Genomic DNA, 26,444 nt, shown 5'->3' on the forward strand with positions numbered 1-26,444 from the left:
CCTCAGGAGCGCAGGCCCTCCCGAGGGGCGGTCCGCTCCAGGAACTCCAGCCGGTTGCCCACCGGGTCCTCGCAGAAGAAGCGCCGGTGGCCGGGCAGGGCGTCGTCCCAGGTGACCGGTGTTCCGTGGGCGGCCAGCCGGGACGCGTAGGCCTCGATGCCCGCGACCCGCAGCCCCGGGTGGGCCTTCCTCGAGGGGTGGAAGTCGTGCTCGACGCCCACGTGGAGCCGGACGAAGCCCGCCTCGAACCAGCAGCCGCCACGCGCCGCGAGCGCCGGCGGCTTCGGGACCTCGGTCATGCCGAGGACGTCCGCGTAGTACGACCGCAGTGCCGGCTCCGATCCGGGCGGTGCGGCCAGCTGCACATGGTCGAGGGCGACCAGCACGCTCACGCCTCCCTCACGGCGACGGCGAACAGCCGGCGGAACGGCAGGACGGTGCCGTAGGGAGCGCTCGGGTAGGCCTCCCGGAGCAGGTCGCGGTACTCGGTGACGAACGCCTCGCGAGCCTCCGGGTCGTCGGCCAGGGCCGTCAGGACGGGCCGCAGCCCCGTGCCCTTCACCCAGTCCAGGACCGGGTCGGGGCCGGGCAGGACGTGCAGGTACGTCGTCTGCCACACGTCCGTCGCGCAGCCGAGCCGGGCCAGCCGGTCCAGGTACGCGGCGGGGGTGTGGACGGAGTCCGTGCGGCGCAGGACGTCGGCGAGCCGGGCCTTCCAGCGGGGGGTGCCGGCCAGATCGCGCATCAGGGCGTGCAGTGGGGCGTCGACGTTGTCCGGGACCTGGAAGGCGAAGGTGCCGCCGGGTTCCAGGGCGGCGATCCAGTCGGCGAAGCGGTCGGCGTGGCCCGGCACCCAGTGGAGCGTGGCGTTGGAGACGATCAGGTCGTACGGCTCCGTGGGCGTCCATGTCCCCACGTCGGCGTGGGTGAAGTCGAGGCGGCCACCGCCGGCCGTCGGCCCCGCGTGGCCGGCGCGGGCCCTGTCGAGCATCTCGGGCGAGTTGTCGTAGCCGGTGATGTGGGCGGTGGGCCGGCGTTCGGCGAGCATCGCGGTGACGTTGCCGGGGCCGCAGCCGAGGTCGGCGATGCGGGGCCGGTCGCCGGGCGGCTCGGGGATGCGGGCGAGGAGGTCGGCGAAGGGGCGGGCGCGGTGACCGGCGTGGCGGAGGTACTGGGCGGGGTCCCAGGTGGGCTTGGTCATGGCGTCCACTCTCCTCGCCCATCTCTCTTGATGTCAAGAGACTCGAGATCAAGAGACTTCATGTCGACACAACCACTACACTGATCTCCATGGAGGACGAGGTCGATCGGCTGGTCGCAGCGTGGCGCCGGGAGCGCCCGGACCTCGACGTGGAACCGCTGGAAGTGCTCAGCCGGGTGAGCCGACTCGCCCGGCACCTGGACCTCGCGCGCCGGCTCGCCTTCGCCGAGCACCAGCTGGAGCCCTGGGAGTTCGACGTGCTGACCGCGCTCCGGCGCGCGGGCACGCCGTACCAGCTCTCGCCCGGCCAGCTGCTGACGCAGACCCTGGTCACCTCGGGCACGATGACCAACCGGATCGACCGGCTCGCCAAGAAGGGCCTGGTGGAGCGGTTGCCCGACCCGAGCGACCGGCGGGGGGTGCTGGTCCGGCTGACCGAGACCGGCCGGGACCGCGCGGACCAGGCGCTGGCCGGCCTGCTGGAGCAGGAGCGGGCGATCCTCGCCGAGCTGTCCCGCGCCCAGCGCGCGGAGCTGGCCGGCCTGCTACGCCAGTTGACCGCCCCGTTCGACAACATCCCCGGCTAGGTCGGCCGGCCCGATCCCGGCCCGCCGGGCGAGCGCCACGGCGGCCAGGGTGGAGTGCACGCCCAGCTTGCCGAGGACGTTCTGCATATGGGTGCGCACGGTGTGCGGGGAGAGGAACAGCCGCTCGGCGACCGCCTTGCGGCCGAGTCCGGCGACCATGCAGCGCAGCACCTCGCGCTCGCGCGGGGTGAGGGACTCCACCAGCCGCTCGCTCTCGGTACGGTGCTTGCGCGCCGCCGTCAGCTCCTTGAGGACCCCGGTGAGCAGGGCGGGCGGCAGGTGGGTCTCGTCGCGCAGCACGCCCCGTATCACCGTCAGCAGCCGCGAGAGCGAGCAGTCCTTGGCGACCCAGCCGGACGCGCCGGCCTGCAGGGCGAGGGCGGCCCGGCGCGGGTCGTCCTTCTCGGCGATGACGACGATCCGCACGGCGGGCTGGGCGGTCCGCACCCCGGCGACGAGCGAGATCCCGTCGACCAGGCCCTCCTCGTCGCCGGGCTGCACGGGCACGGCCGGGCGGGCACCGGGCAGCCGGCCGCCCAGGTCGGCGTCGACCAGGAGCACGTCGTAGCGACGGCCCTCGGTGGCCGCGCGCTCCATGCAGCGCAGCGCGGCCGGGCCGCTGCCGGCGGCGGAGACGTCGACGTCGGGCTCGGCGGCCAGCGCGGCGGCCAGCGACTCGGCGAAGATGCGGTGGTCGTCGGCGACCAGGACTCGGATACGAACCACGAAACCCCCTTCCCCAGACTCCGCGTGGAGCAGGGGATACCCAAGGTCCGGAGAGACCCGGCGATCGGCCGGTCCGGAAAAGCCCGGAAAAGGTCCGGAGAACGACGACTCGCACGAGTACGGCACCCCCAGCGGGAAGGACACCCGCCGCACGGCCGCCGCCGCCGCGGAACTGCCACCCCCACCGCGGGCGCCGTACCCGCTGTCTCGCCCCCTGATCAGCACCGGCCCCCACCGGCGCCGTTTCTCAGAGTACGGATGGGAGCGGACAGGGGAAGGCCATTTGCAGAACTGACCTTCCGACATGTTTATGGTGTGACGCATGTTTCGTATTGAGGCGGAAGTCGACAAGGACCGACGTGATCTGCTCCTCTCGCGGCTGCGGGACACCAACACGGCGGCGTCCCCGGTGCTGGCGGCACTGCGCGGCACGCCCGGCGAACGCGAGGCCCCGCTGCACGTCTGGGCGCTGGACACCGCCGGCAACCTGGCGGCCGGCCTGGTCGGCCACACCTGGACGACCTGGCTGCACGTCAGCTACCTGTGGGTCGACGCCGTCCACCGCGGCACGGGCCTCGGCTCGCGCCTGCTCACCGAGGCCGAACGCATCGCCACGACCGACCGCGGCTGCACGGCGTCCCGCCTGGAGACGTGGGACTTCCAGGCACCCGGCTTCTACCGCAGACAGGGCTACGAGGTCGTGGGCACGATCCCCGACTATCCACCGGGCGTCACGGAGTACATCCTGACGAAGCAACTGCCCTGACGGAGACTCACACCGCCGCCGACCGGGGTGGTGTGCAGGGCGGAGGCTCAGATCATGCGGCTCAGATCACTCGGTGGGCTCCGCGTGAGGGGACGGCCTCGAAGATGCGGGGGGTGGTGAAGCCGGCCGCTGCGAAGGCCTCCTCGGTCGCCTTCGTGAGGGTCTCGACGTCCGTCGACTCCGCCAGGACGATCGCCGAGCCGCCGAAGCCACCGCCGGTCATGCGGGCGCCGAGGGCGCCGGCGGACAGGGCCGTGTCGACGACCAGGTCCAGCTCCGGGCAGGAGATGCGGAAGTCGTCGCGCAGCGAGGTGTGGCCCTCGGTGAGGACGGGGCCGATCGCCCGGGTCTCGCCGGAGCTGAGGAGGCCGACGACGCGTTCCACCCGGTGGTCCTCCGAGACCACATGGCGGACCAGGCGGACGATCTCCTCCTCGTCGCCCAGGAGGGCCAGGGCCGCGTCCAGCTCGGCGTACGGGATGTCCCGCAGGGCGTCGACGCCCAGCAGGGCCGCGCCCTTCTCGCAGCCGGCCCGGCGCTTGCCGTACTCGCCGCCGCTGTGGGCGTGCTTGACCTGGGTGTCCACGACCAGCAGGCGCAGGCCCTCGGCCGCCAGGTCGAAGGGGATCTGCTGCTGGGACAGGTCGCGGGTGTCCAGGAAGAGCGCGTGGCCCTGCTCGCAGCAGGAGGACGCCGTCTGGTCCATGATGCCGGTGGGCGCGCCGACGTAGACGTTCTCGGCGCGCTGGCACAGCCGGGCCAGCTTCCAGCGCCGCAGACCGAGCTCGTACAGGTCGTTCAGCGCGAGCGCGATCACGACCTCCAGGGCCGCCGAGGAGGAGAGGCCCGCGCCCGTCGGGACCGTGGAGGACAGGTGCACGTCCGCGCCGGTGACCTGGTGGCCCGCCTCGCGCAGCGCCCAGGCCACGCCCGCCGGGTACGCCGTCCAGTTCGGGTCCGACTGCGGGGCGAGGGCGTCCAGCCGCAGCTCCGCCACGCCGCCCTCGATGTCCGCCGAGTGCAGGCGCAGGATGCCGTCGTCGCGGCGGGAGACGGCCGCGACCGCCTGGTGCGGCAGCGCGAACGGCATGACGAAGCCGTCGTTGTAGTCGGTGTGTTCACCGATCAGGTTGACCCGGCCCGGTGCCGCCCACACCCCCTCCGGCCGCGTCCCGTACAGCTCGGTGAAGCGCTCCGCGACCTGCTGTGCCCCCACTAGTGCTCCTTTGCGATGCTCTGCGCGAAGTCCCACGCGTCCGCGACGATCCCCGCCAGGTCCGCGCGGGACGGGTTCCAGCCCAGTTTCCCGCGCGCGGTGTCGGCCGAGGCGACGAGGACCGCGGGGTCGCCGCCCCGGCGCGGCGCGGCCACCTCGGGGATCGGACGGCCGGTGACCTCGCGGACGGTCTCGATGACCTCGCGGACGGAGAAGCCGCTGCCGTTGCCGAGGTTGCAGATCAGGTGCTCGCCCGGCCGGGCCTTCGTCAGGGCCAGCAGGTGGGCCTCGGCGAGGTCGGCGACGTGGATGTAGTCGCGGACGCAGGTGCCGTCGGCGGTCGGGTAGTCGTCGCCGTAGACGGAGATCGCCTCGCGGCGGCCCTGGGCGACCTGGAGGACGAGCGGAATGAGGTGCGACTCGGGGTCGTGGCGCTCGCCGCAGGCGCCGTAGGCCCCCGCCACGTTGAAGTAGCGGAGGCTGACGGCCGCCAGGCCGTGGGCGCCCGCCTCGCCGGTGATCATGTGGTCGACGGCGAGCTTGGACGCGCCGTAGGGGCTGGTCGGCCGGGTCGGCGCGGTCTCCTCGATGGGGACCTGCTCCGGCTCGCCGTAGGTGGCCGCCGTGGAGGAGAAGACCAGCTTGCGGACGCCCGCCTCGCGCATCGCGCCGAGCAGGGCCATGCTGCCGCCGACGTTGTTGTCCCAGTACTTCTCCGGCTTGACCACCGACTCGCCGACCTGGGAGAAGGCGGCGAAGTGCAGCACGCCCTCGTAGGAGGGGTCGAGCCATTTGGCGGCGTCGCGGATGTCGCCCTCGATGAACGTGGCACCGGCCGGGACGCCCTCGCGGAAGCCGGTGGAGAGGTTGTCGAGGACGGTGACCTCGTGGCCGGCCTCCAGCAGGTGCTGGGCCACCACACTGCCGACGTATCCCGCGCCACCCGTCACCAGGTACTTCATGAAGTCGCTACCTCTCGCAGTCGCTCGGCCGCGCGCTCCGGCGGCACGTCGTTGATGAACACGCTCATGCCGGACTCGGAACCCGCGAGGAACTTCAGCTTGCCGGAAGTACGGCGGATGGTGAAAAGCTCGAGGTGGAGCGCGAAGTCGTCCCGCGTCACCCCGGTGAACTCGTCGAGCGCGCCGAACGGGGCCTGGTGCCAGGCCGCGATGTACGGCGTCGGGGGCTCGGCCACGGGGTCCTCCCCTCCGTCCCGCGTGTCGAAGATCCGGTCGAAGCGTCTCAAGAGTTCCAGGTATACCCGGGGGAACTCTGTGCGTGCCGCCTCGTCGAGCGCGAGCAGATCGGGCACGCGGCGCTTGGGATACAGGTGGACCTCGTACGGCCAGTGGGCCGCGTACGGCACGAAGGCCGCCCAGTGTTCACCCTCAAGGACGACCCGCTCCCCGGCGAGTTCCCGCTCCAGCACCGCATCGAACAGGTTCTGCCCGCCGGTGGCCTCCTTGTGGGCGGCGAGCGAGCGGAGCATCAGCGCGGTGCGCGGGGTGGTGAAGGGGTAGGCGTAGATCTGCCCGTGCGGGTGGCCCAGGGTCACGCCGATCTCGGCCCCGCGGTTCTCGAAACAGAACACCTGCTTGACGGAGGGCAGATGAGACAGCTCGGCCGTGCGGTCGGTCCAGGCGTCCAGCACCAGCCGGGCCTGCTCCTCGGTGAGGCCGGCGAAGGAGGCGTCGTGCTCGGAGGTGAAGCAGACGACCTCGCAGCGGCCGGAGTCGCCGGCGAGGGAGGGGAAGCGGTTCTCGAAGACGACGACGTCGTAGGAGGAGTCCGGGATCTCGCTGAGGCGGTCGCCGCGCGTCGGGCAGAGGGGGCATTCGTCCGGCGGCGGATGGTAGGTGCGGGCCTGGCGGTGCGAGGCGACCGCGACCGAGTCGCCGAGCAGCGGGTCGCGGCGGATCTCGGACGTGGTGACCGTGCGATCCAGCGGACGGCGGTCGGCGGCGTCCCGCACGGTGTCGTCCCGGAGGTCGTAGTAGATCAGCTCACGACCGTCGGCCAGCCGGGTCGAGGTCTTCTTCACGCAAGGCTCCTCTGCGTCCCGCACCCAATCACTCAACACAAACAAACATAACAAACCACAACTCGACAACCTCTTGGTCGATCACAATCAAACAAAGAACACCAGTCAAAGTGTTCAAAAACTCAACACGGCGGCGTAGGTTCCGCATGGATCAGTTCGCGCAACGAAGCGAGTTCTCATGCAAAGCCCAACAGAAGTGCCCACCTACCTGGCGGCGGAGCTACGGCTCCCCACCAACTGGCTGGACTACACGATCCTGGCGATCTACTTCGTCGTCGTCCTCGGCATCGGCTTCGCGGCTCGCCGCTCGGTGCGGACCAGCCTCGACTTCTTCCTGTCCGGACGCTCGCTGCCCGCCTGGATCACCGGCCTCGCCTTCATCTCGGCGAACCTGGCGGCCACCGAGATCCTCGGCATGGCCGCGAACAGCGCCCAGTACGGCGCCTACACCGTGCACTGGTACTGGATCGGCGCCATCCCCGCCATGGTCTTCCTGGGCCTGGTGATGATGCCCTTCTACTACGGCAGCAAGGTCCGCTCGGTCCCCGAGTTCCTGCTGCTGCGCTTCGACAAGGCCGCACACCTGCTCAGTTCGATCCTGTTCGCGTTCGCCGCCATCCTGATCGCGGGCGTCAACCTCTACGCCCTCGCCATCGTCGTCGAGGCGCTGCTCGGCTGGCCGCAGTGGGTGGCCATCGTCGTCGCCGGCGCCTTCGTACTCGCGTACATCACGCTCGGCGGTCTGTCCTCGGCGATCTACAACGAGGTGCTGCAGTTCTTCGTGATCCTCGCCGCCCTCATCCCGATCACCGTGCTCGGCCTGAAGAAGGTCGGCGGCTGGGGCGGCCTGACCGACAAGCTGACCGCCACCCACGGCCAGCACTTCACCAGCGCCTGGGGCGGCACCGGCATCGGCAGCGTCAACCCGCTCGGCGCCAACTGGCTGACCATCGTCCTCGGCCTCGGCTTCGTGCTGTCCTTCGGCTACTGGACCACCAACTTCGCCGAGGTGCAGCGCGCCCTGTCCGCGAAGAACCTCTCCGCCGGGCAGCGCACGCCGCTGATCGCCGCCTACCCGAAGATCTTCATCGTCTTCCTCGTGATGATCCCGGGCCTGGTCGCCGCCGCGCTCGTCCCGAAGATCGGCACCTCCGGCTCCGGCCTGCAGTACAACGACGCCATTCCCTACCTGATGCAGGAGCTGCTGCCCAACGGCGTGCTCGGCATCGCGGTCACCGGCCTGCTGGCCGCCTTCATGGCGGGCATGGCGGCGAACGTGTCGTCCTTCAACACGGTGTTCACGACCGACATCTGGGCCAAGTACGTGGTGCGCGGCCGCGAGGACGCCTACTACGTCCGCTTCGGCCGCCTGATCACCGTGGTCGGCGTCTGCGCCTCCGTCGGCACGGCGTTCCTGGCGTCCTCGTTCTCGAACATCATGAGCTATCTGCAGACGCTGTTCTCCTTCTTCAACGTGCCGATGTTCGTGGTCTTCATCGTCGGCATGTTCTGGAAGCGCGCGTCCGCCAAGTCCGGGTTCTGGGGCCTGCTCGCCGGTACGACGGCCGCGATGATCAACTACTTCGTGCTCTACAAGAAGGGGATCATCTCCATCCCCTCCGACCAGGGCGCGAACTTCGTCTCGGCCATCGCCGGCTTCGTCGCCGGTGCGGTCGTCATGTTCGCCGTCTCCCTGTTCACCAAGCCGAAGCCGGCGCAGGAACTGCAGGGCCTGGTCTACGGCACCCGTTCCCCCGGCATGTCCGAACCGCCCGCGAAGGGCGACGACGCCTGGTACCGCAGGCCCGCCCTGCTGGGCTGGGGCGCGGTCGTCCTTGCCGCCGCCTGCTACATCCCGTTCTCGTTCTGACGCGGGAGGATGAGGAAACCATGACCGAGCACCCCGACCGCCCTCACTACACCGAAGGCGACGTCCAGCGGGAAGTCACCGAGCTGGAGGGCAAGTCCGCGACAGCGGCCCGGATCTTCGACCTGCGCCGCATCATCGGCGGCCTGTTCGTGGTCTACGGCGTCATCGTCACGATCGCCGGCATCACCGACTCCCAGTCGGCCATCGACAAGGCCCAGGGAGTCAACATCAACCTCTGGACCGGGATCGGGATGCTGCTGCTGGGCGTCTTCTTCCTGGCCTGGCTGAAGCTGCGGCCGACTCCCCCGCCGCTTCCTCCGGAGGGTTCGGAGGAGGGTCCGGGGGTGGTCGAGCGGTAACGGTGCCGACGGGGCGTGGGCGGGTGCCGGGCCGGCCGTCGTGGCGGGTCGCGCGGTTCCCCGCGCCCCCGAGGGGTTGTCGCCACCGCTATGGCGTCGGGCCCGGGGTCTCCCGTAGGGGGGCTGCTCGGTCCAGGAGGCCTGTTCGGGCCGCCAGGGCCGCTGCCTCCAGACGGGAACCCACGCCCAGCTTCATCAGCACCCGCTGCACATGTGTCCGCGCGGTGCTCGGCGCGATCCCCATGCCCGCCGCGATCAGCCGCGTGTCCTCCCCGTCGGCCACCCGCACCAGCACCTCCACCTCGCGCGGCGTGAGCATCTCCAGGAGCCGCTGCGCCTCGTCGTCGGGTTGCGCGACCGGATGGAGCAGTTCGCCGAACGCCCCCTGCAGCAACTGCGGGGCCACCGCCGCCTCCCCGGCGCGGGCCTTGACGATGGCCCGCTCGACCCCCTCGATCCGCTCGTCGTGCCGGACGTATCCCGACGCACCCGCGGCGAAGGCCGCCGCGATACCGCGCGGCGAGGGCACGGGGCCCAGCACCAGCATCGCGACCTGCGGCCGCTCCCTCTTGATCTTCACCACCGGGTCGAAGGCGCCCGGCTCGGCCGGCGCCGCCGTGCCCAGCAGGCACACCTCCGGCGCCCGTGCGATCACCAGGTCCGCCGCACCCGCGGCCGGTGCCGCCGCGGCCAGTACCCGGTGTCCGCGCAGCTTCAGCGCCGACGCCAACGCCTCCGCGAGCAGGCGATGGTCGTCGACGACCATGAGCCGCACTCCCATAGAGCAACCCCCCAGTCCCCCCCATGGATGCCCCACTATGGACGCCCACCGGTCCGCAAGGACAGAGGGCCCCCCGGCACCTCGCCCTTCATGCCCCCGGAAGCTACACGCTTGTTCGACGTCGCGCCGCCTCTACCGAGGAGAAGTGCCCCGGATCGATGAAATCCGGGGCACTTCTCGGTAAGTCACCCATTCGGGCGAGAGCGGGGGGCGGGCCGCAGGGCCCGCCGGCCGGTCAGCCCTTCGTGCCGAACGCCAGGACCAGGTACTCCTTCAGGCTCGACTTCCTCGTCGAGGTGTAGATCTGGGACATGTACAGCCGTCCGTGCCCGAAGAGGATCTCCGCGTACTCCGGCAGCATGCTGCCCTCCGCCTGCCGCATGCTCAGGGGGTTCTCCAGCAGCGTGGTCGTCTTGAAGCTGCCGCCGTCGATGCTGACGATCTGACCGCCCTTGTCGTAGGGCGGCCGCTTGTAGGCGAGCAGGTTCCCGCCGTCCATGCGCAGCGGCGAGAGCGTGGCGTTGTCGCCCGCCTCCACGCGCTGACCGGTCTGCTTGCCGGTGTTCAGGTCGAAGGCGACGATCTCGTTGGTACGGCTGAGGTCGGTGGACCCGTCGAGCTCCTCGGTCGGCAGGTAGAGCTTGCCGTTGCCGGCGACGATCTGGCGGCAGTCCTCGACGTGGCTGATCCCGTCGCAGCGGCCGCCGTAGGTCTTGCCGGGCGCCGAGATACGGGCGAGCAGCTTGCCGGTCCGGTAGTCGAGGGAGAAGTAGTCCGAGACGCCGCTGCCGTCACCGGCGCTGTCACCGACGTCGGCGGCCACCACCAGCGGGTCGGTGGAGACGACGGCCGCGTACTCGATCCCCGCGTCCATCTTGTACTCGGAGATCACCTTCCCGGACTTCGGGTCGAGGTTCTGGATGTGCAGCTGCCGGTTGCCGTAGTCGCCGCACTTGCGCACCGCGACCAGCTTGGCACCGCCGCCGTACCCCGCGTCGTAGCAGGTGTCGCCCGGCTTCGGCTGCCACAGCACCTTGCCGGAGTCCAGGTCGAACGCCGCCCCGCCGTCGGTGCTGCCGAGCGCGACGGTGTGCTGAGCGACGGTCAGGTTACTGAAGTTGACCGGGTAGTCACCGGACTTGGCCGACTTCGTCCACAACTGCTTGCCCGCGTCGAGGTCGATGCCGGCGACCAGGGTGCAGCCCGGGTAGCTGCCCTGCGCGGGCTGCTTCGGGCGGTAGGCGATCGCCGTCCGGTTGTCCGAGTTGACGTGATCGGTGGTCGCGCAGACCGGGCCCGGGAGCTTGATCGTCCAGGCCTTGGTGCCCTTGACGGGGTCGTATCCGACGATCTCGGAGACGCCGGTCTTGGCGTACACCTTGTCTGTGAGCCAGGAACCGGTGGTGCTGACGCCCTCCTTGGTGACGGGCAGCGGGACGTCGAAGAGGCGCGTGGCCGCGGGGTCGGCCGGCACCTTCTCCTTGGCGCCGGTGGACCCGCCCGTGGCACCGCCGTCGCCGTTCTTGCCGCCGGTACCGCCGCTGGAGGAGGCGGTGTCGTGCTTCTTGCCGTCGCCCCCGGAGGACTTGGCGTACCAGACGCCGCCGCCGATGATCAGCGCGATGACGGTGACCGCCGCGACGACGATGAACAGCGTGGCGTTGTTGCGGCCGGAGCCGGCCGGCCCCGCCTGCGGCTGCATCGGCACGGTCGGCGGCGGGCCCGGGTAGCCGTACCCCGGCTGCGCCGGCTGCAAGGGCTGGGTCGGCTGCGCGTACGGGTTCTGCGGCTGGGCGCCGTAGCCGGGCGGCTGCTGACCGTAGGCCGGGGGCTGGGTGGCGTACGGGTTCTGCGGCGCGGCGGGGTAGCCGTAGCCGGGCTGCGGCGTCGGCGGCTGGGGCACCGGGGCGCCTTGCGGGTAGCCGTAGCCGGGCTGCGGCGTCGGCGGCTGGGGCACCGGGGCGCCTTGCGGGTAGCCGTAACCGGGCTGCGGCGACTGCGCGGGCGGGCCGGCCGGGGGCGCGGGCGGGGTGGCCGGGGGCGTCGGCGGCTGGTCCTCAGGCGCGTTCTGCCCGCCCGCCGGGGTCTGCGGGTTCTGCGGCGTCTGCGGGGTCTGCGGGTCCGGGGGGCCGTAACCGCCCTGCTGCGGGGGCTGGTTCGGCGGCGGAGGGGGCGGCTGGGTCATGGGAGCGGATTCCTCGGTGAAGCTCGGAAGGCCGTACGGCGGACGGGACTGGGGACTCTGGGCGAGGACGCGTGCGCCGGGCTCAGTTGCCGAAGGCCATCATCAGCTTCTCCTTGGAGTCGTCGTTGCCGGACAGCCGGCCGGAGGAGATGTAGAACCGTCCGTCCGTCCAGTCCACGACGCCGTCGTAGAAGGTGTTCTCGATGTCGGCGGTGCCCTTGGGGTTCTGCAGGAGCCGGGTGGCCTTGTGCGAGGAGCCGGTGAGCGGGATCGACACGACCTGGCCGCCCGCGTCGTACGACGGCTCCACGTACGCGACGAGCTTGCCGCCCTCGACCTTCATCGGGGCCATCGGCTCGTCGGCGGGCGACTTGACACGCCACTTCGCCTTGCCGTCGGCGAGGCTGATCGCGACGATCTCGTTGGCGCTGCTGAGGGAATCCGTCGGCAGGTACAGCGTGTCGGCGTCGACCGCGACACCCTGACAGCCCTGCAGGTCACGCTCCAGGATCGCCCAGCCGCAGCGGGGGGCGAACTTCTCGTTCACCTTGACCTCGGAACGGAACTTGCCGTCCTTGGTGAAGGTCGAGATGTTCCAGGTCTTCTTCTCCTGGTTGGTCAGGTACACCACGAGCGGGTCCACGGAGTACGTCCGGGAGACCTGCCAGCCCTTCTTGACCGGCTGGGTCCACTTCACCTTGCCGGTGGCCGGGTCGAGTTCCTGGATCTCGTCGTGCGCGTTGTCGGTGCCGGCGCCGCAGGAGGCGACCTGGACCAGCCGGTTCGTGCCGCCGGCGAACGCGGTCGGGAAGCAGGCCGCACCGTACTTCTTCTTGTCGTACAGCTTCTTGCCGCTGCCGATGTCGTACGCCGTGCCCGACTGCGAACGGCCCACCATCAGGGTCTTGCCGCTCACGGTCAGTTCGACGCTGAGCGCGCTGTCGAACAGCGCGCCGTCGGCGACCTCGGCGTGCCAGCCCTTCGCGCCCGTCTCCAGGTCGATCTGCTGAAGCTGGTTGCACTTGGCGTGGCTGCCCGAGCTGTTCATGTACGCCACGACGATCTTGCCGTCGGCCGACTGGTGCTTGGTGGCCGCGCAGATCTTCTGCGGGAAGCCGATCGGGCCCCAGGCGGTCTTGCCGTCGGCGGCGCCGAAGGCGAAGACCTGCTTGTACGCCGCCTTCACCGCGGTCTTGCCGGTGATCCACATGCCGGGGGCGTCGGCACCGGAACCGGGGGCGTCCGGGGCCGACTTGTACCAGAGCACCTTGGCCTCACCGGCCTGCCGGTCCTCGTTGAGGTCCTCCGGGTCGTCGCCGCCCGCGTTCCCACCGGATGCCGTCGGCGAGGCCGAGGCGGAGGCGGACTGCTTGCCGTCGTCGCTCTGCTGGGCGACGGGCTTCTTCCCGCCGCCGTCGCCGCCGCCGGTGACGGCGTACACGGTGCCGCCGATGACGAGCAGCGCGGCCACCGCGGCACCGATGATCAGCGCCGGCTTCGTCTTGGAGGCGGGCTTGCCCCCGAGGGGGGCGCCGGGCGCGGTACCGGGCGCACCGGGGTACGGCTGCTGGGGCGCGTATCCGTAACCGGGCTGCGGCGCCGCGCCGTAGGGACCCGGCTGCTGCTGCGGGTAGCCGTACGGGCCCGGTTGCTGCGGCTGCTGCGGGTATCCGTAGGGGCCGGGGGCGCCGGGAGCGGCCGGCGCGCCGTACGGGCCGGGCTGCTGCGGGTAGCCGTAGCCGGGCTGGGGTTGCGGGGGGCCGGCGGGTGGCTGGGCCGGAGGCGGCGGCGTGGCGGGTGCGCCGCCCTGCGCCGGCGGCGTCTGCGGGGGGCCGAATCCACCACCCTGCGGCGGCTGGTCCTGTGGCGCTCCGAAGCCACCCTGCGGCGGCTGGTTGGGCGGCTGAGTCATCAGCGCTCTTCCCCCTCGTTCACTGATTTTTAGCCACGCCCTGAGGTTCGTGAATCACCCAAGGTCGTACTCAGAAAGTTCTCAGACGGCTCTTTCTATCACCCGGCACCGACAGCGCACGGTCCCCCGTCCGCCGCTGTTCCCAAGGGAGAACCCGCCCGTGATGCCCCCGTTACGCGCCTTCACGCCCCCTTCACGCCCCGCGCGCAACGGCCGATTCGAGCGGGCGCGCACGGCGGGCGCACGCACCGGGCCGCAGGTGTGCGTCACCGGTGCGAGCGCTCCCCGCCACCTCGCGTGTTACGCGTCCTCGGCCAGTTCCAGCCAGCGCAGCTCCAGTTCCTCGCGCTCCCCGGCGAGATCCCGCAGCTGGGCGTCCAGTTCGGCGACCTTCGCGAAGTCGGTGGCGTTCTCGGCGATCCGGGCGTGCAGCTTGGACTCCTTCTCGGAGACCTTGTCCAGCTGCCGCTCGATCTTCTGGAGTTCCTTCTTGGCGGCACGCTGGTCGGCGGCGCTCTTCTCCGAGGTGGCCGGCTTGGGCGCCGCGGCGGCGGCCTGTGTGGCGACGGCCTCCTCCATGCGCTGCCGCCGCTCCAGGTACTCGTCGATACCGCGCGGCAGCATCCGCAGCGCGCCGTCGCCGAGGAGGGCGAAGACCCGGTCGGTCGTGCGCTCGACGAAGAACCGGTCGTGGGAGATGACGATCATGGATCCGGGCCAGCCGTCGAGGACGTCCTCGAGCTGGGTGAGGGTCTCGATGTCGAGGTCGTTGGTGGGCTCGTCCAGGAAGAGGACGTTGGGCTCGTCCATGAGCAGGCGCAGCAGCTGGAGCCGGCGGCGCTCACCACCGGAGAGGTCTCCCACCGGCGTCCACTGCTTCTCCTTGCCGAAGCCGAACGTCTCGCACAGCTGCCCGGCCGTCATCTCGCGCCCCTTGCCGAGGTCGACGCGCTCGCGGACCTGCTGCACGGCCTCCAGGACCCGCAGGGTGGGGGCGAGTTCGGTGACCTCCTGGGAGAGGTAGGCGAGCTTGACGGTCCGGCCGGCGGCGATACGGCCGCCCGCCGGCTGCTCCTCGCCCTCCGTGCGGGCCGCCGCCGCCATGGCGCGCAGCAGGGAGGTCTTGCCGGCGCCGTTCACGCCGACGAGGCCGATGCGGTCGCCGGGCCCGAGCTGCCAGGTCACGTGCTTGAGCAGCACCTTCGGACCGGCCTGCACGGTGACGTCCTCGAGGTCGAAGACGGTCTTGCCGAGCCGCGAGGAGGCGAACTTCATCAGCTCGCTGCTGTCCCGGGGCGGCGGCACGTCCGCGATCAGCTCGTTGGCGGCCTCCACCCGGAAGCGCGGCTTGGACGTACGGGCGGGCGCGCCGCGCCGCAGCCAGGCCAGCTCCTTGCGGATGAGGTTCTGCCGCTTGGCCTCCTCGGTCGCCGCGATCCGCTCGCGCTCCGCGCGCGCGAAGACGTAGTCCGAGTAACCGCCCTCGTACTCGAACACGTCACCGCGCTGGACGTCCCACATGCGCGTGCACACCTGGTCCAGGAACCACCGGTCGTGGGTCACGCACACCAGGGCCGAACGCCGGTTCCGCAGGTGCTGGGCGAGCCAGGAGATGCCTTCGACGTCGAGGTGGTTGGTGGGCTCGTCGAGGACGAGCATGTCCTGCTCGTCGATGAGCAGCTTGGCGAGCGCGATCCGGCGCCGCTCGCCACCGGACAGCGGACCGATGACGGTGTCGAGGCCCTTCGGGAAGCCGGGCAGGTCCAGCCCGCCGAACAGCCCGGTCAGTACGTCCCGGACCTTGGCGTTGCCGGCCCACTCGTGGTCGGCCATGTCACCGATGACCTCGTGCCGGACGGTGGCGGCGGGGTCGAGGGAGTCGTGCTGGGTCAGCACGCCGAGGCGCAGTCCGCCGGAGTGGGTGACCCGCCCGGTGTCGGCCTCCTCCAGTTTGGCGAGCATCCGGATGAGAGTGGTCTTGCCGTCGCCGTTGCGTCCGACGACCCCGATCCGGTCCCCTTCCGACACACCGAGCGAGACGCCGTCCAGCAGGGCACGGGTGCCGTACACCTTGCTGACGTTCTCGACATTGACCAGGTTGACGGCCATTTCACTCCTGTGCACGGGGCTGGATCGACGTGCGGCTCCGCCGCGTGGGTCAGCCTTCTAGCCTAGGGCCTCGGGGGGTGGCGGCGGCGCGCGAGGGGGCGGTCACTCTCCGTGATGACGTCGCCGGACCTGGCCCGCCCGGCATGGGCGCCCACCGGGTCCCGGCCGGCGCGCGGCGGCCCCCTTGTCGACGCCTCGGCGCCCCTGCCGCCGCTGTCAGCGTCCCTGGAGGACCGTCGCCCCCGGCACCGGCCCCGCCGCCGTGCGTACCGTCCGGCAGGTGCCCGAGGACCGCAGCGCTTCCGCCACCATTTCCGCCGTCCCGGCGTCGCGGGTGAGGAACGCGGTGGTGGGGCCGGAGCCGGAGACCAGGGCGGTGAGCGCGCCCGCCGCCCGTCCGGCCTGAAGCGTGCCGGCCAGCTCGGGGAAGAGGGAGAGGGCCGCGGGCTGGAGGTCGTTGGTGACGGCCGCCGCCAGCGCGTCCGGGTCGCCCTTGGCGAGCGCCTCCAGCAGGCCCTCGGAGGCCACCGGCTCCGGGATCTCCCGGCCCTCGGCCAGCCGGTCGAACTCGCGGAAGACCGCCGGCGTGGACAGCCCGCGCCCGGCCATCGCGAACACCCAGTGGAAGCTCCCGCCGACCTCCAGGGCGGTCAGCCGCTCACCGCGACCGACGCCCAGCGCCGCCCCGCCCACCAGGCTGAACGGGACATCGCTGCCCAGCTCGGCGCAGATGTCGAGGAGTTCGGCGCGTGAGGCGCCGGTGCCCCACAGCGCGTCGCAGGCGAGCAGCGCGCCCGCGCCGTCCGCGCTGCCACCCGCCATGCCGCCGGCGACCGGGATGTCCTTGGCGATGTGGAGGTGGACGGCCGGTTCGAGGCCCCGGCGCGCGGCGAGCGTGATCGCCGCGCGCGCGGCGAGATTGGTGCGGTCCAGGGGCACCTGGCCGGCGTCGGGGCCCTCGCAGGTGACGCGCAGTTCGTCGGCCGGGGTGACGGTGACCTCGTCGTACAGGCCGACGGCGAGGAAGACGTTGGCGAGGTCGTGGAAGCCGTCGGGGCGGGCGGCGCCGACCGCGAGCTGGACGTTGACCTTGGCGGGGACGCGGACCGTGACGCTCACTGCTGACGGGCTCCTTGGTGTGCGGGCGTTGTCGACGTTGCGCGGCGTGGCTCGGCCTGGCTCGGCGTTGCTCGATTCGGCTCGGCGTCGCTCGGCGTTGCCCGATTCGGCTCGGCGTTGCCCGGGCTTGCTCGGCCTGGCTCGGCGTTCACCGACCCGGCTCGGCCATGCTCGGCGTTATCCGACCCGGCTCGGCCTTGCTCGGTTGTCGAGGTGCTGTCCGGTGCAGGCCTGCGCTATCCGGGGCGCTGGTGGTTCTCGGCGATGCGGGCGAACTCCTCGACCGTCAGGGACTCCCCGCGCGCCTGCGGCGAGACTCCGGCCGCCGTCAGGGCGGCCTCCGCCGCCGCCGCGGACCCGGCCCAGCCGGCCAGCGCCGCCCGCAGCGTCTTGCGGCGCTGCGCGAACGCCGCGTCGACCACCGCGAAGACCTGCTTCCTGGTGGCCGTCGTCTTGATCGGCTCGGCGCGCCGGACGAGCGAGACCAGGCCGCTGTCGACGTTCGGCGCGGGCCAGAAGACGTTGCGGCCGATGGCACCGGCCCGCTTCACCTCGGCGTACCAGTTGGCCTTGACCGACGGCACGCCGTACACCCGGGAACCCGGCGCGGCGGCGAGCCGGTCGGCGACCTCGGACTGCACCATCACCAGCGTCCGCTCGATGCCGGGGAAGGTCTCGAGCATGTGCAGCAGCACCGGCACGGCGACGTTGTACGGGAGGTTCGCCACCAGGGCGGTCGGCGCGGGGCCGGGCAGCTCGGTGACCTGCATGGCGTCGGAGTGGACCAGCGCGAACCGGTCGGCGCGCTCCGGCATGCGCGCCGTGATGGTCGCGGGCAGCGCGGCGGCCAGCACGTCGTCGATCTCGACGGCGGTGACCCGGTCGGCGGCCTCCAGCAGCGCGAGGGTGAGGGAGCCGAGCCCCGGGCCGACCTCGACGACCACGTCGTCGGGGCGGACGCCGGCGGTCCGGACGATACGGCGGACCGTGTTGGCGTCGATCACGAAGTTCTGGCCGCGCTGCTTGGTGGGACGGACACCGAGCGCTGCCGCGAGTTCACGGATGTCGGCCGGGCCGAGGAGGGCGTCAGGGGTGGGGCTGCTCACGGGACAAGGGTACGGGGGTGGGATCGGCCGGATCGCCAGGTCCCCGGCGCCAAGGCAGAACGGCCCCGCTCCCGGGCAGGGCCGGGCCGCCGGCGCCAAGGCAGAACCGGGGTCCCGCCGGCGGGGTCGGGCCGCCGGCGCCAGGGCAGAACCGGGTCCTGCGGGCGGGGGCCGGGCCTCGCACAGACGTACCTCGTACGGCAGACGCCCCTCGTGCGGCGCCCCGGGCCTCGTGCGACGGCCCGGGCCTCGCGCGGCGCCCCGGGCCTCGTACGGCTGGCCCGGGCCTCGTGCGGCTGGCCCGGCCGCGCGCGTGGCCGGGCCTGGCGCACCCGGCAAGTCAGCTGTGCAGGCGGGCGCCGCAGTGGGGCCAGGGGGTCGCCCCGCGGCTGGTGTAGAGCTTCTTCGCGCGCTCCGTCTGCTCCTGCGCGGACGCGTCCTGCGGCCGGCCGTGGCCGCCGAGGCTGTGCCAGGTGCGGCTGTCGAACTGGTAGAGCCCGCCGTAGGTCCCCGAAGGGTCGACCGCGTGCGGGCGCCCGCCGGACTCGCACACGGCCAGGGCGTGCCAGTTCAGGTGGTCGGCGCCGTGCACGGAGGGCGGCAGCGGCTTGGTGCCCACCTTCACCAGCTGCTTGCGCGGGAGCCGCACCACCTCGGACTTCTCCCGGCGTGGTCTCTGCCGGACCCCGTTGACGGTACGCACGAGGTAGCTGGTCCGCCGCAGTCCGGGCTGCCCGGGTTCCGCCACGACCTCGGTGCCCTTGAAGAGGGAGGGGTCCTCGGTCCGCTCGGTCTCGTACGGGATCCGCTCCTCGCGCACCTCCCGGCTGCCTCTCACCCGCAGCACGGTCACCGTCTGCCCGTCGCGCGGGAAGCTGTCGAGCGGGACGGAGGTGGTGTCCTGGCCGCGCAGCGTGATCCCGGCCTCCTCGACGGCCTCGCGGACGGTGGCCGCGTTGGTGCGGACGGCGCGGGTCCGTCCGTCCGCCATGATCGTCACGGCGCGCTCCGTACGCACGTCGAGCGCGAGCCCGGCGCGTCCGATGCTCTGGGAGCGCGAGGTGGACAGGTACGCGCCCTCCGCGCGGACGCCGATCTCGTCCAGCGCCCCTTCCACGGTGCGCGCCGTCGTCCAGACCTCGTGCCGCCGGCCGTCCAGAGTGAGCCGCACGGGGCGCCCGTAGCGCACAGCGACCTCATCGCCGCTGGTGAGCGCCGCGTTGGGGGCGGGAGCGATCATGTCGTGCGCCCCCACGCGTACGCCCTCCTCGGCGAGCAGCTCGGTCACGTCGTCGGCGAAAGTGTGCAGCGAGTGCTCTCTGCCGTCGACGCTCAGCTCGATCGCCTTGTCCTCGGCGACGAACGCCGTGGTGCCGCCGGCCAGGAACGCGACGACCAGTGCCTGCGGCAGCAGACGCCGTACGGCGGACTCGGGCCGCTCGGCGGAGCGCGTCCTGCGCCGGCGCGCGGCCCGCCCGCTCCCTCCGGCCCGCACACCCGCTTCAGCCGCCGCCGCGACGGCGTACGCGTCGGGCTCGGACGCGCCGTCGCCGCGCGCCTGCGCTGCGCGCGCCTCCTCGGCCGGCGCGCTTCCGCCCTGCCGCGGGAACACCGGCTCGGTCCCGTGCCCGTGCACCGGCGCCATGTGCACCGGCGCCCCGGACGACGCCGGCGGCGCCGTCTCGTACGCGGGCCGGTAGGTGTCCTCGTACGCCGCCGGCCGGTACGTGTCCTCGTGCGCCAGTGCGTACGGAAGCGTCTCCGCGTCGTGCAGGCCGGACCACGCATCGCCGTGCGGGCCGGGCCACGCACCGCCGGGCGGGCCGGCCCACGCGCCGCCTGGCAGGCCGGGCGGCGCGGCGTAGGGGCCGTACGCCTCATAGGTCTCGAACTGCGAGTTGCTCACGCCGACGCGCTCCAGAGGGCCAGAGGGGTCCGGATCGGGCCTCCGCAACCTAGCGGAGCGTGCGTCACTCTCCAAAGCGGCACGACTACTCTCCGTGCCGCTCGAACCCGAACTCGGGGCGCCTGAGCGTTACCTGACGGTTACGATCCCTGCACGTTCAGTAATCGAAGGCGCGGGCGGTGTTCGCGCCCAGCGCCGTCGCCAGCGCGTCTTCGTCGATGCCGCGGACCGTGGCCATCGCCCGGACCGTGACCGGAATGAGATACGGGGCGTTGGGCCGTCCGCGGTAGGGGGCGGGGGTCAGGAAGGGCGCGTCGGTCTCCACGAGGACCAGTTCCAGCGGGGCGACGGCGAGCGCGTCCCGCAGATTCTGCGCGTTCTTGAAGGTGACGTTGCCGGCGAAGGACATGAAGTAGCCCTCGCGGGCGCAGATCGCGGCCATCTCGGCGTCGCCGGAGTAGCAGTGGAAGACGGTGCGCTCGGGGGCGCCCTCCTCCTTCAGGACGCGCAGGACGTCGGCGTGGGCGTCGCGGTCGTGGATGACGAGCGCCTTGCCGTGCCGCTTGGCGATCTCGATGTGCGCGCGGAAGGAGCGCTCCTGCGCCGACTTGCCCTCGGGGCCGGTGCGGAAGTGGTCCAGCCCGGTCTCACCGACGGCCTTCACCGGCGCCAGTGCGGCCAGCCGGTCGATCTCGGCGAGAGCCTCGTCCAGCGCCGCCTCGCCGCCGGGCTCGCGGGCGCCCTGCCGGGACCAGCCGTCGGGGTCGCCGTGGACGATCCGCGGGGCCTCGTTGGGGTGCAGGGCGACGGCCGCGTGCACGTTCGGGTGGGCCGCCGCGGTCCGCGCCGCCCACCGCGAGCCGTTGACGTCGCAGCCGACCTGCACGACCGTCGTCACGCCCACCGACGCCGCCTTGGCGAGGCCCTCCTCGACCGTGCCCGACTGCATGTCGAGGTGGGTGTGGGAGTCGGCGACGGGCACCCGCAGGGGCGCCGGAAGCGGCGGGGCCGCGTTCTTGCCGCTCTTGTCACTCTTGTCGCTCTTGTCGCTCTCGTCGTTCCTGGAGCTCTGGCCGGCGTTCGAAGGCATGCCCCGAATCCTACGAAAGGGGCATGCCCACGCCGGCGGGTGTCCCGTCCGGCCGGCCCTGCGTGGGGATCGGCCGGTCAGCCCGCCTTGCGCTGGAACGCGTGGAGGAGATCGGACAGGTGCCAGTGGTGCGGCTCGCGGGGCCGCGCCTGCGCCTCCGGTATCTCCACGGTGCCCCCCTGGGGCGCGTGGTGCGGCTGCGCCGCGCTGCGCACCGACGAGACCTGCCCCGCGCGCATGATCCGCACGACGTGGCCGTCGCAGTTCTGGCAGCTCGGCCGGCTCAGCGGCGAGGGCACGACGCGGCCGTCGGTCACGTACCGCACGAACTCCTGCCCGTCGCCGTCGGTGTGGTGCTCTATCGCGTACGACTGCTCCCAGCCGTGCCCGCAGCGCATGCAGGCGAACGAATACGACTCGTGTACGACGGCTGTGGCCGAACCGCGAAGACCGGTCTGCCCTGCGATGTCACTCATGCCAGCTCCTCTTGTCCGCTGGACAAGCGCCCCGGTGCCGGGATTCCCCCGGGGGACTCTGGGGCGTGGGACGGGTGCGTCCCTTCGCCCAGTGGACGCTTCCGGTGACCGGAACGCATCAGACCTGTCGAGTGTTGGATGCGATTTGGGCGTTCCTTGCCGGAACGGGCCTCTCGGCCCCGTCTGCGCTTTGCCATCGGCGACAGCCTTTTGCCGTCCCATGGGGCATACGCTCACCCGAGACCGGCCTTGCTCAGAGTGCCGATTCACGCAGGTCAGGGGGCGCACTCGCAGGCATGGCGCACGACGCCCGCGAGCGCTCCGCGCGCCGGGAGGCGCACGACCGTCCATCCAAGACCGGCTGCCCGCTACCCGCGCCCGCCCCCGCTCGACACCGGCACCGGCACCGGCACCGGCAGGACCGAACCGGACCGCACGCAACCGGACCGGACCGCACGCAACCGGACCGCACGCAACCGCACCGCACCGCACCGCACCCGCGGCCGTACCGCCGCTCCGCGGACCCCGCTCACTCTCCCGCGCGCTTGGCCGCGACCACGGCGTCGAAGACCACCCGCTTGGGCAGCCCCGCCTCCACCGCCACCGCCGCGATGGCCTCCTTGCGGCGCTCGCCGGCCTCCTCGCGCACCCGCACCCGGCGGACCAGCTCGCCGGCGTCCAGTTCCTCGGGCCCGGCCTCGGGGGCGCCCTCGACCACGACGGTGATCTCGCCGCGTACCCCCTCCGCGGCCCACCGCGCCAGCTCTGCCAGCGGGCCGCGCCGTACCTCCTCGTACGTCTTGGTCAGTTCGCGGCAGACGGCGGCCCGCCGCTCGGCCCCGAAGGCCTCGGCCATGGCCGCGAGGGTGTCGTCGAGCCGGTGCGGCGCCTCGAAGTAGACGAGGGTCCGCCGCTCGTCCGCGACCTCCCGGAGCCGGGACAGCCGCTCGCCCGCCTTGCGCGGCAGGAAGCCCTCGAAGCAGAACCGGTCGACGGGCAGCCCGGACAGGGCGAGCGCGGTGAGCACGGCGGACGGCCCGGGTACGGCCGTGACCTTGATGTCCTTCTCCACGGCTGCCGCGACCAGCCGGTACCCCGGGTCGGAGACCGACGGCATCCCGGCGTCGGTCACGAGCAGCACGCGCGCGCCGCCGAGCAGCTCCTCGACCAGTTCGGGGGTCCGGGCGGACTCGTTGCCCTCGAAGTACGACACCACGCGGCCCCCCGGCGTCACGCCCAGCCCCTGGGTGAGCCGGCGCAGCCGCCGGGTGTCCTCGGCGGCCACCACGTCGGCGCCGGCCAGCTCCTCGGCCAGCCGGGGCGGCGCGTCCGCGATGTCGCCGATGGGGGTGCCTGCGAGGACAAGGGTTCCAGTCACGCCCCCATACTCCCAGGCAGGCCGCCCCCGCCGGGCACGGGTTCCCGGCACCGGGGATCCGGCGAGTGCCGACCGGTACGCCACATGCACGGGACTCGCACAGAACGGTTCCCTACGATGGCGCGGTGACCAGTACCGCGTCCTCCATGGACCTCCGGCAGGGCCAGGCGCCGCACGACCCGCGGCCGTCGTGGCGGCAGCGGCTGCGCCGATTCGGGTACACCCCGGCGACGGACGCGCCCGAGGGCGACGTACGCGACCGGCTGGTGCCCTCGTACACCGAGCCCAGCCCCCGGCTGTGGCAGGCGCTCGGCGTGCCGCCCGTCCTCGCCGCACGGCTCGCGCGCTGGTCGGGCTGGGGCGGTCCGCTGCTGGTGACGCTGATGGCGGGCCTGATGCGGTTCTGGAACCTGGGCAGCCCGCGCGCGGTGATATTCGACGAGACGTACTACGCCAAGGACGCCTGGGCGCTCGTTCACCACGGCTTCGAGGTCAGCTGGGACAAGTACGGCAAGAACGCCAACGACCTGGTCCTGCAGACGCACGGGCACGTCCGGGTGCCGACGGACCCCGCGTACGTCGTGCACCCTCCGGTCGGCAAGTACGTCATCGGTCTCGGCGAGATGATCTTCGGGTTCGACCCGTTCGGCTGGCGGTTCATGACGGCGCTGCTGGGCACGCTGAGCGTGCTGCTGCTGTGCCGGATCGGGCGCCGGATCTTCCGCTCGACGTTCCTCGGCTGTCTGGCGGGCGCGCTGATGGCGGTGGACGGCCTGCACTTCGTGATGAGCCGGACCTCGCTGCTCGACGGCGTGCTGATGTTCTTCGTGGTGGCCACGTTCGGCTGTCTGGTCGTCGACCGGGACCGGGCACGGGAGAGACTGGCCGCCGCGCTGCCGGCCGGCCCCGACGGGCGGGTGCGCCCGGACGCGGGCGTCGCGGACACGTTCCGCTTCGGTCTGCGCCCCTGGCGCTGGGCGGCCGGCGTGATGCTGGGCCTGGCCATCGGCACGAAGTGGAACGGGCTGTACGTCCTGGTCGCGTTCTGTGTGATGACGGTGCTGTGGGACGTCGGCGCCCGGAAGGTGGCCGGCGCCCGTCATCCGTACGCGGCGGTTCTGAAGTACGACACCGGTCTCGCCTTCCTGGCCACGGTTCCGGTGGCGCTCGTCGTCTACCTCGCCTCCTGGACCGGCTGGATCCTCTCGCCGTCCGACGGCACCGGCGGCTACTACCGCAACTGGGCGGCCAACGACGGCAAGGGCGGCAGCTGGACCTTCCTGCCGGACTGGCTGCGCAGCCTGTGGCACTACGAGCACGAGGTCTACAACTTCCACGTCCACCTGTCGCAGCCGCACACGTACCAGTCCAACCCGTGGAGCTGGATCGTGCTGGGCCGCCCGGTGTCGTACTTCTACGAGTCCCCCTCCCCCGGCGCCGACGGCTGTCCGGCGGACGCCGGCCAGAAGTGCGCGCGGGAGGTGCTGGCGATCGGTACGCCGCTGCTGTGGTGGGTGGCGTGCTTCGCGATCCTGTACGTGCTGTGGCGCTGGGCGTTCCGCCGCGACTGGCGGGCCGGCGCCATCGCCTGCGGCATCGCGGCCGGCTATCTGCCCTGGTTCATGTACCAGGAGCGGACGATCTTCCTCTTCTACGCGGTCGTCTTCCTGCCGTTCCTGTGCCTGGCGGTGGCGATGATGATCGGCGCGATCGTCGGCCCACCGGGCTCCACCGACACCCGCCGGGTGATCGGCGCCTCCGCGGCGGGCGTACTGGTCCTGCTGATCGCGTGGAACTTCATCTACTTCTGGCCCCTGTACACGGGCCAGGCCATCCCCATCGACTCGTGGAGATCGCGGATGTGGCTGGACACCTGGGTCTAGCTGGACGGACACCACGAGGGCGCGGCTGTCGAGCTGCGCCCTCGTGGTGGTGTCGGTCGTTGACGGTCGCCACTGGCCGCGCTCGGACGGCCCAGAGACGGCCCACGGCAGATTCACAGCGGGCCAGCGGCATGTGACGCAAGAGATTCGCCTACGCGATCCCATGAGGTCTGTGATCTTCGGCCTCGCCCGGTGTAGCGTCGCCACAAGTAGTCGTGGTTCCGAAGTCCGTTCGCCCGTGACACACGTCTCGGGCGTCCTTGCTGTTCAGCGCCTCTCCGGACCAAGGCGAGCACCTCCAGATCCCGCATGGTGCGGGATAGCGAATTTCCTTGAGGGAGACAGGCATGGCCAACGGCACCGTCAAGTGGTTCAACGCCGAAAAGGGCTTCGGTTTCATCGAGCAGGACGGTGGCGGCCCCGACGTCTTCGCCCACTACTCCAACATCGACGCCTCCGGCTTCCGCTCCCTGGAAGAGGGCCAGCGAGTCACGTTCGATGTCGGCCAGGGGCAGAAGGGCCCGCAGGCGGAGCACATCCGCCCCGAGTAGCAACGTATGGAGAGACCCCGGCCGGATGGTCAGCGACCGGGGTCTCTTGCTGCCCGGGTGAAAGGGGCACAAGCCAGTGCGCACCCCTGGCAGTGGTCCGCCGCCCCTCCCGGCCTTCTGAACTGCGGCGGAGCATGTCGGAGGACTCCCGCGATACGGAGTGTGCCGCATGCGGGCACACCCCGGCGGCCTGGCTCAGCGCGTCCGCGACGTTGTCCGTGACAGGCTGCCGGGTGCTGGCGTCGTCCGCGCTCATTGCCGTCATGGTTGCCGGCGCCTCGCTCGTAGCGAGAAGCGTGGGCATGGGCGTGGACCGGACTGCGTGCGGATTGCGGGACCGGACATGGCCAGCCGTGAACCGAGTGGAACTCTCGCCCGTGTCCGGCCGTCCCCTTTCGACGTGCCGCATCGGCTTTCGGCAGCCACACCGGCCTGGGACCGCTGCAGACATGGCTCCGACTCGGGCGACTCCCTCGACGGTTGCCGCGGTGGCCGTGTCGATCCGCACGACGAACGCCTGGAGCATCTAACTGCGTGAACCAGGCCCCCGAAGCGAGCACGTGCAACTCGGCACGGAAGGGCTTCCGTTCTGTGCCGACGAGTGCCGCGACCATCGATGTCATCGGCCAATGAAGGATCAATCGGCAGAAAGACGGCCCTGTGGGCCCTGGCAACACTCCTCCGACTGACCCTGCGCCGACGACCGAAGCGCTGACGAGGGCTGCATAGCCCGCGAAGGGGCTGCTCCGACCTCTCGGGGCAGCCCCTTCCCTTTGCCGGAATGTGCGGGAGGAACGGCTATGACCGACCCAGGGCACGTCCTCCGCCGTGGCCGACGCCCTCGGCGCCGCGCGCCTCCGACACCCCTCGCATGCTGCAAACGCACGCGAGTTGTCTGAGTCCGCGCTGACCGGATGTGAGCCGGACAGTCGGCCCTCCTCGTTTTTTCAGTCTGTGCGCGCTATCTGGAAGAGCAGGTCTTGTATTTGACGCCGTACTTCCAGTAAGTCGTGCAGACCTTGTGTGTGTAGACCGGATGCGACCGCGGATACGACCGAGGATATGACCGCGGATACGACCGCGGGTAGGTCGGATACGACCGCGGGTAGGTCGGATACGACCGCGGATAGGTGGGATACGACCGCGGATAGGTCGGCGGGTTGCCGGGCTGCGGCGTCG

General features: G+C 71.8%; 22 protein-coding genes. 6 read left to right on the plus strand and 16 right to left on the minus strand.

Annotation, left to right across the window (positions count from 1 at the left end; translation table 11 throughout):
• Positions 1–2: 2 nt before the first annotated feature.
• Together ACGFT2_RS09925 and ACGFT2_RS09930 are read right to left on the minus strand one after the other, a co-directional pair.
• Entirely contained in the window at positions 3–386 is a 384-nt protein-coding gene (locus ACGFT2_RS09925; RefSeq protein ID WP_393276304.1) for a VOC family protein, read from the minus strand.
• A 2-nt stretch (positions 387–388) separates the two neighbouring features.
• Positions 389–1,201 carry a trans-aconitate 2-methyltransferase gene (locus ACGFT2_RS09930; protein WP_393275365.1) on the minus strand — a complete coding sequence of 271 codons (813 nt, stop codon included), beginning with the start codon at positions 1,199–1,201 and terminating at the stop codon, positions 389–391.
• Between the two features lie 89 nt (positions 1,202–1,290).
• Here ACGFT2_RS09930 and ACGFT2_RS09935 point away from each other — a divergent pair, with 89 nt between their 5' ends.
• The gene (locus ACGFT2_RS09935; protein WP_393275366.1) at positions 1,291–1,788 is read left to right on the plus strand and encodes a MarR family winged helix-turn-helix transcriptional regulator; all 498 of its coding nucleotides are present in this window, start codon (positions 1,291–1,293) and stop codon (positions 1,786–1,788) included.
• Here ACGFT2_RS09935 and ACGFT2_RS09940 read toward each other — a convergent pair.
• Positions 1,747–2,514, minus strand: coding sequence for a LuxR C-terminal-related transcriptional regulator (locus ACGFT2_RS09940; protein WP_393275368.1), 768 nt, complete (start codon positions 2,512–2,514; stop codon positions 1,747–1,749). The genes ACGFT2_RS09935 and ACGFT2_RS09940 overlap by 42 nt on opposite strands.
• A 322-nt stretch (positions 2,515–2,836) precedes the next feature.
• Here ACGFT2_RS09940 and ACGFT2_RS09945 point away from each other — a divergent pair, with 322 nt between their 5' ends.
• Positions 2,837–3,280: a GNAT family N-acetyltransferase gene (locus tag ACGFT2_RS09945; protein WP_393275369.1), complete on the plus strand. Its 444-nt coding sequence runs from the start codon at positions 2,837–2,839 to the stop codon at positions 3,278–3,280.
• 61 nt (positions 3,281–3,341) lie between these two features.
• Here the strand turns inward: ACGFT2_RS09945 and galK are convergent, their stop codons facing one another.
• From galK to galT, 3 genes are read right to left on the minus strand one after another with little or no spacing between them, the layout of a single operon-like run.
• The gene (galK, locus tag ACGFT2_RS09950; protein WP_393275371.1) at positions 3,342–4,496 is read right to left on the minus strand and encodes a galactokinase; all 1,155 of its coding nucleotides are present in this window, start codon (positions 4,494–4,496) and stop codon (positions 3,342–3,344) included.
• The gene (gene galE / locus ACGFT2_RS09955) at positions 4,496–5,458 is read right to left on the minus strand and encodes a UDP-glucose 4-epimerase GalE (RefSeq protein WP_393275372.1); all 963 of its coding nucleotides are present in this window, start codon (positions 5,456–5,458) and stop codon (positions 4,496–4,498) included. The genes galK and galE overlap by 1 nt, the downstream gene beginning before the upstream one ends.
• On the minus strand, positions 5,455–6,540 hold the full coding sequence (gene galT, locus ACGFT2_RS09960) for a galactose-1-phosphate uridylyltransferase (RefSeq protein ID WP_393275374.1): 1,086 nt from the start codon (positions 6,538–6,540) through the stop codon (positions 5,455–5,457). The genes galE and galT overlap by 4 nt, the downstream gene beginning before the upstream one ends.
• A gap of 178 nt (positions 6,541–6,718) precedes the next feature.
• Between galT and ACGFT2_RS09965 the strand changes: the two genes are divergently transcribed.
• Complete coding sequence (locus ACGFT2_RS09965; protein WP_393275376.1) at positions 6,719–8,410, plus strand: sodium:solute symporter family protein; 1,692 nt, start codon at positions 6,719–6,721, stop codon at positions 8,408–8,410.
• A gap of 20 nt (positions 8,411–8,430) precedes the next feature.
• Positions 8,431–8,769 (plus strand): hypothetical protein, encoded by a 339-nt coding sequence (locus ACGFT2_RS09970; RefSeq protein WP_393275378.1) that lies wholly within the window; start codon positions 8,431–8,433, stop codon positions 8,767–8,769.
• Between the two features lie 88 nt (positions 8,770–8,857).
• On the opposite strand, the gene ACGFT2_RS09975 is transcribed toward ACGFT2_RS09970, so the two are convergent.
• The 10 genes from ACGFT2_RS09975 to rsmI all read right to left on the minus strand — a co-directional run bounded on the left by ACGFT2_RS09975 (position 8,858) and on the right by rsmI (position 22,831).
• A complete protein-coding gene (locus ACGFT2_RS09975; protein WP_393275379.1) occupies positions 8,858–9,550 on the minus strand; it encodes a LuxR C-terminal-related transcriptional regulator in 693 nt (230 codons plus the stop codon).
• Between the two features lie 235 nt (positions 9,551–9,785).
• On the minus strand, positions 9,786–11,735 hold the full coding sequence (locus ACGFT2_RS09980) for a PQQ-binding-like beta-propeller repeat protein (RefSeq protein ID WP_393275381.1): 1,950 nt from the start codon (positions 11,733–11,735) through the stop codon (positions 9,786–9,788).
• A gap of 82 nt (positions 11,736–11,817) precedes the next feature.
• A complete protein-coding gene (locus tag ACGFT2_RS09985) occupies positions 11,818–13,647 on the minus strand; it encodes a PQQ-binding-like beta-propeller repeat protein (protein WP_393275382.1) in 1,830 nt (609 codons plus the stop codon).
• A 300-nt stretch (positions 13,648–13,947) separates the two neighbouring features.
• Positions 13,948–15,756, minus strand: a complete 1,809-nt coding sequence (locus ACGFT2_RS09990) for an ABC-F family ATP-binding cassette domain-containing protein (RefSeq protein WP_393275383.1) — start codon at positions 15,754–15,756, stop codon at positions 13,948–13,950.
• A gap of 216 nt (positions 15,757–15,972) precedes the next feature.
• Positions 15,973–16,875, minus strand: coding sequence for a 4-(cytidine 5'-diphospho)-2-C-methyl-D-erythritol kinase (locus ACGFT2_RS09995; protein ID WP_393275385.1), 903 nt, complete (start codon positions 16,873–16,875; stop codon positions 15,973–15,975).
• A gap of 236 nt (positions 16,876–17,111) precedes the next feature.
• Entirely contained in the window at positions 17,112–17,981 is an 870-nt protein-coding gene (gene rsmA, locus ACGFT2_RS10000) for a 16S rRNA (adenine(1518)-N(6)/adenine(1519)-N(6))-dimethyltransferase RsmA (protein WP_393275386.1), read from the minus strand.
• Between the two features lie 340 nt (positions 17,982–18,321).
• Complete coding sequence (locus ACGFT2_RS10005; protein WP_393275388.1) at positions 18,322–19,887, minus strand: ubiquitin-like domain-containing protein; 1,566 nt, start codon at positions 19,885–19,887, stop codon at positions 18,322–18,324.
• Positions 19,888–20,044: 157 nt separating this feature from the next.
• A complete protein-coding gene (locus ACGFT2_RS10010) occupies positions 20,045–20,977 on the minus strand; it encodes a TatD family hydrolase (RefSeq protein WP_393275389.1) in 933 nt (310 codons plus the stop codon).
• 77 nt (positions 20,978–21,054) lie between these two features.
• Positions 21,055–21,453, minus strand: coding sequence for a hypothetical protein (locus ACGFT2_RS10015; RefSeq protein ID WP_393275391.1), 399 nt, complete (start codon positions 21,451–21,453; stop codon positions 21,055–21,057).
• A 529-nt stretch (positions 21,454–21,982) separates the two neighbouring features.
• Entirely contained in the window at positions 21,983–22,831 is an 849-nt protein-coding gene (rsmI, locus tag ACGFT2_RS10020; RefSeq protein WP_393275392.1) for a 16S rRNA (cytidine(1402)-2'-O)-methyltransferase, read from the minus strand.
• Positions 22,832–22,956: 125 nt separating this feature from the next.
• Between rsmI and ACGFT2_RS10025 the strand changes: the two genes are divergently transcribed.
• Positions 22,957–24,714, plus strand: a complete 1,758-nt coding sequence (locus ACGFT2_RS10025) for a dolichyl-phosphate-mannose--protein mannosyltransferase (RefSeq protein ID WP_393275394.1) — start codon at positions 22,957–22,959, stop codon at positions 24,712–24,714.
• Positions 24,715–25,061: 347 nt separating this feature from the next.
• Positions 25,062–25,265, plus strand: coding sequence for a cold-shock protein (locus tag ACGFT2_RS10030; protein WP_393275396.1), 204 nt, complete (start codon positions 25,062–25,064; stop codon positions 25,263–25,265).
• Positions 25,266–26,444 lie beyond the last annotated feature (1,179 nt).

This window comes from Streptomyces sp. NPDC048514 (assembly GCF_043199955.1).
Lineage (GTDB): Bacteria > Actinomycetota > Actinomycetes > Streptomycetales > Streptomycetaceae > Streptomyces.